A 440-nucleotide genomic window follows, 5' to 3' on the forward strand; every position below is an offset into this window, starting at 1 on the left:
GTCTTCCTTCGCCTTCTTGGGCTCGCCGACGAGCGAGGTCCTGCCGTCCGGGCCGACGACGATCCGCGCCGGGTCGCCACCGGGCACCATGCCCAGCTGCTGGGCGGCGGGCGCCAGCGAAGCGGGCGACTCGGCCTTGGCGACGTCGCGCTGGAGCTGCTCCTTCGCCTCGGCCAGGCTCGCGTTGGTGGTGCGCAGCTGCTCGAGCCGGTAGGAGTCGGCGATCGCCTGCGTGGACAGCCACAGCGTGGTGGCCACGCCGACGGCCAGCAGCGCCATCATCATCAGCACGAACGAGGCCCGCGACTTCGGCAGCCGCAGCTTCAGCTTGAGCTTCGGCGCGGGCGTCCCCGGCGCGGACTTGGGCTCCGGGCGCGGCTCGCGCTCCTTGAGCAGGTCGGCCCGCTGGGCGCGGCGCGCGTAGGCGCGCTCGGCCGCGG

The 440-nt window shown here is 74.5% G+C and carries 1 pseudogene; it reads right to left on the bottom strand.

Annotated elements, in window-relative coordinates:
- Positions 1 to 440 (bottom strand): annotated as a pseudogene (locus tag G3I65_RS27770) (hypothetical protein); the annotation flags it as partial.

Source organism: Amycolatopsis sp. SID8362 (assembly GCF_010550475.1).
Lineage (GTDB): Bacteria > Actinomycetota > Actinomycetes > Mycobacteriales > Pseudonocardiaceae > Amycolatopsis > Amycolatopsis eburnea.